This is a genomic window from Streptomyces sp. NBRC 110611 (assembly GCF_001590865.1).
Classification (GTDB): domain Bacteria; phylum Actinomycetota; class Actinomycetes; order Streptomycetales; family Streptomycetaceae; genus Streptomyces.
Genome location: NZ_BBUY01000049.1, coordinates 1 through 4,113 on the forward strand (window position 1 = coordinate 1; position 4,113 = coordinate 4,113).

Genomic DNA, 4,113 nt, shown 5'->3' on the forward strand with positions numbered 1-4,113 from the left:
CAGATGCCAGCCGAGTTGAACGTGGCGGGTGGGAACTGGGCTGAAAACTTGGCGTAGGTGTCAACACGTCAACAAGCTCGGCCTTCTGGTGACAGGCAGAGCGAAAGCTGCGTCGCCAAGGCCCAGTTCAGGCCGTGGTCCTGATGTCGCCTATCTCGAAAAGTCGCACGGAGGCTCCGATGGGCGTCGAGCGTGGCCTGTTCACTGTCGTGTCGGGTGAGTTGGACAGCAGAGGGACGGGTCACCACAGGCTCATCGGGCGCCCTGCTGTCGCGGCGATCTCGATACGCCGGGCGATCTCCGCTTCGGATGCGCCACTCGCACGGCCAGCGCGTAGGGAGCGCCATCACCCGTCCCCGTCAAGAAGCTCACCGAGGAGCGGCTCGCCGAGGGTGTCGTACGGGCGGGGCGGCGCGACGGTGCGGCGGTCTGAGCGGTGGCTGTCCGGGCGGCCGGTCCGGCCCGGACAGCTCCCCCGGCACTCAGATCTTCGTGAACTTCTCCGCGTCGGCGTAGACGACGTTCGTCGCGTCGAGAGTCTTGACCGCGACCTTCACCTTGTCGCCCTTGTGGAAGACAGTCCCCGCCTTCGGGGTCAGCTTCACCTCCGCGATGTGGGAGCCGAAGTCGCAGGTCACCTTACCGCTGGCGAGAGTGCCGGTGGCGACGGCCTTCTTGTTGACCGTGCTGGTGGCCACACCCTCGATGCGCAGGGTCTCGCCAGTGTCGCAGGAGTAGGTGACATCGACGGTGATCACGGGCTTGGGCTTGGCCACGTACTCGACGCCGTCGATGGCGATGAGGTTGGCCTTGGCCGAGGCCGGAGCTGCCAGGGCCACCGCGCCGCCGGTCAGGACGACGGCGGCGGCCGCGGTGGCGCCGATACGGGCGCGCAGACGGGACTGCTTCATGGGTGTTCCCCCTGAGAAGTGGTGCGAAAGATACGGCGCTGCCCCGCCGGTTCACAGGAACCGCACAGGAACAATGCATACGGATCATCACAGGTGACAAGGATCGCCGTCCAGGGGGTAACTCGACACACATACGACACTTTGGCACCGAATGCCGACGACGGTGCCGGCACCCAGGTGAGAACCTGGGGTGAGAACCTGGCTGCTGACCTCGGCGTTGCTCAGGCGGTTTCCGTCGGCGTCGTAGGCGGACAGGAGCGCTGTGAGCAGGTGAGCGGGGTGGGCCCGGCGTTCGGCGATGAGGCAGTCGGATGAGGCAGACGGTGGTGCGCTGCAGGCAGGCGCGGCCTTGGTGGTAGCGGCGGCACGTTGCTCACCGACGGAGAGATGGTTATGCATGCCTGGAGCGCACCTACCACCGGCGGCGGCACCCGCCGCCCCCCGGCGGACACGCGAACCGCACCTAGGACAAACGCACGCGCGAACTCATCCGCCCCGACCTGCTCAGCCTCGACGACTTCACCATGCGCCAACTGTCCGCCTCCCAGGCCGACGACCTCTACGAACTCGTCTCCGAACGGCAGGGCCGGTCCCCGATCATCACCAGCAACAGGGCACCCAGATGACTGGTATCCCCTCTTTCCCCATCAGTCGTCGCCGAGTCCCTGCTGGACCGGCTCATCAACGCCGGCCACCAGGTCATCATGAACGGCCCAGCTACCGGCCCAACAAGCGGCCCAAGAACCCCGCCGACAAGCCCGGCACACCCTCAAACGGCTGATCAGACCACCGGCGGCCCCGCCTCGACGCGGCGCAGCACTGGAGGCAGGCGGTCCAGGTCGGGGCCGGTCTGGACCTGTCGCTCGTCCCACCAGGTGGCGCCGACGTCGCGCAGCGGACCGATCACGTCCTGGGCCTTGGCCGAGTCCGGGGGCGTGGCACCGCCGAGCACGAACTCGAAGGGGCGCTCGGCCCCGGTCCTACGATGTTTGCGCACATAACTGATCAGATCGCGCACTTCGGCCACATCCGGTACATGCCCATGCCGGGCGGTCTCGAAGAGCGGCACCACGCCGTCCCACCGCGCTGCCCGCCGCATGGGCACACGGCGCGGCCAGAACCCGCCGATCCACACCGGTGGACACGGCCGCTGCACCGTGGCGGGCAGCAGCGTCACGTCCCGGACCTCGTAGTGCCGACCGCGGTGGTCCACCGGTTCACCGGACCACAAGCGCCTCAACAGCTCCAGCCCCTCGTCCAGCCGCTCGGCGAGGACGCGTGGCTCGGCGACATCGCCGAAACTGCGGTATTCGTCCTCGATCGGACCGCCCAGGCCCGCGGCGAAGATCACACGGCCGCCGCTGAGATGGTCCAGGGTGGCCACCTGGCGGGCGAGTTGCTGCGGACGGTAACGGGGGACCGGCGTCAGCAGGGTGCCCAGCCGGATCCGGGAGGTCGCCAGCGCGGCCGCGGTCAGCAGCATCCAGGGGTCTCCGAAGGGACGCCCCTGGTGTCGTCGGTGCAGTACGTGGTCCCAGACGAAGAGCCCGTCCCACCCGGCCTGTTCGGCGGCAGCCGCCACGGTCGCGACATTACGGAGGTCCGCGAAGTCGCCGAAGTTGGGGATGTTGATGGAGAAGCGCATCCCAGGAGGATGCGCAGCCGGCCGCGAAGGAGCAATCGGATTCCCCGCCAGGCGGCTTCACTGCAGGCCGCCACCCGGGGAATTACGTGACCACAGCCCCTGGGAATCACGTGACCGTCGACACGCACCACACCCACCACCAGCGCACCCGCACCGCAACCCGCCGACACCCACCCGCTGCCACCACGCCACCCACTCACAGGCAGGATGGCGGCATGATGACGAATCAGCGGTGGACGGGCCTTCACGGTGACCTGCTGGCAGCGAAGGCACGGGTGTACGACCCGAGCGGGTTCGCCTGCTCTCCACCAGCGCCCGAACCGGAGAGCGCCGAGTATGCGGCGTGCGCGTTCACGCTCGATGACCGCTCGGTCCGGTTCCGTGTGGCCAAGACCACCCCGACGAAGGCGGGCCAGTTCGTCACCCTGTGGCAGCGGTCCGAACAGGGGCCGATCCGGCCCTTCGACGCCGACGACGGGGTGGACCTCTTCGTCATCAGCAGCCGCGACGACGACGGCTTCGGACAGTTCGTGTTCCCGCGCGAAGTGTTGTGCGAGCGCAACATCGTCTCCCGCAACGGCCACGGCGGGAAACGCGGATTCCGCGTCTACCCGCCGTGGGTGACCACGACCAGCCGGCAAGCCCGCAGCACCCAGGCATGGCAGGTGAACCACTTCCTCACCCTCGGCCAGGACGGACCTGCCGACCTGACTGTCGCCCACGCCCTCTACCACCCCTAGGTGTCCCCGCAGCACCACGACGGCCGACATCCTGGAACAACGACAGCAGCCTGCTTCGAGGACGTTGCCGTCCGGATCTGATCAGGCAACCGCCGCCCGCCGACCGCTACACGCGCCCACGCTCAGCCGCTATGACACAGGTTGCGGTGGGCGCAGTACCGGCGGCATGGGACCAGGCAAGCATTTTCCGCTCGGCGGACACCGACCCGCCGATGGTGCGCCAGGTCGTGAGGGTGCATTCGAAGGACGCGACCCGGTCGCCCGGCGGGACCAGGCCGGGCCGGTCCCCGACAGCGAACCGCGAGCCATGACGCGCGCACTCGCCTACGTCACCGACTTCGTCGACCGGGCCGACGGACCGGGAACATGCGCACGCAGGCTACTGACCGCCTACGTGCCGCATCTGAACGAGGCGGATGGCGAGTAGTCCTGTGGCGTGGACGCGTCCTTGCCGTTCCCCTTCGGGCCGGTGCCGGTTCGACCGGCGCAGGGCTTTGACGGATCCGTCGCGATCGCCCGGCTCCCACAGGACGTGGGCGACCTGGAGTTCGGCGGCGCGGACGTAGCCGCCGAGGTCGTCGTTACGACCGTCCGCCCGGCCCAGCGCCTGCTCGGTCTCCCGCCAGACGCGCCGATGCGGTCGCCGAAGGCCGATGCGGTCGCCGAAGCGAACGCCCGCCAGAACGGCGGTACGACCGCGCCGGGCCACTGGAGCGCGCCGACCGCGAAGCAGCCCCTGGCCCATGCCAGGAGCTGCCAGCGGGCTCACCCTCAGCGATGCAGGATCAGCCACCCCACCCCGCTGCCGCCGGCACCC

The 4,113-nt window shown here is 68.9% G+C and carries 5 protein-coding genes; 3 read left to right on the plus strand and 2 right to left on the minus strand.

Annotated features, from left to right (window positions below; all coding sequences use genetic code 11):
- Window positions 1-482: 482 nt before the first annotated feature.
- Complete coding sequence (locus AZE13_RS32980; RefSeq protein WP_066940411.1) at window positions 483-911, minus strand: hypothetical protein; 429 nt, start codon at window positions 909-911, stop codon at window positions 483-485.
- A gap of 524 nt (window positions 912-1,435) precedes the next feature.
- Between AZE13_RS32980 and AZE13_RS38840 the strand changes: the two genes are divergently transcribed.
- Complete coding sequence (locus AZE13_RS38840; RefSeq protein WP_258528172.1) at window positions 1,436-1,537, plus strand: hypothetical protein; 102 nt, start codon at window positions 1,436-1,438, stop codon at window positions 1,535-1,537.
- 155 nt (window positions 1,538-1,692) lie between these two features.
- Here the strand turns inward: AZE13_RS38840 and AZE13_RS32990 are convergent, their stop codons facing one another.
- The gene (locus AZE13_RS32990; RefSeq protein ID WP_066940414.1) at window positions 1,693-2,556 is read right to left on the minus strand and encodes an LLM class flavin-dependent oxidoreductase; all 864 of its coding nucleotides are present in this window, start codon (window positions 2,554-2,556) and stop codon (window positions 1,693-1,695) included.
- 215 nt (window positions 2,557-2,771) lie between these two features.
- On the opposite strand from AZE13_RS32990, the gene AZE13_RS32995 reads away from it, so the two are divergent.
- Entirely contained in the window at window positions 2,772-3,296 is a 525-nt protein-coding gene (locus AZE13_RS32995) for a MepB family protein (RefSeq protein ID WP_066940417.1), read from the plus strand.
- 469 nt (window positions 3,297-3,765) lie between these two features.
- Window positions 3,766-4,113: hypothetical protein (locus AZE13_RS37365; protein WP_220127647.1), on the plus strand; the 348-nt coding region annotated here is incomplete at its 3' end.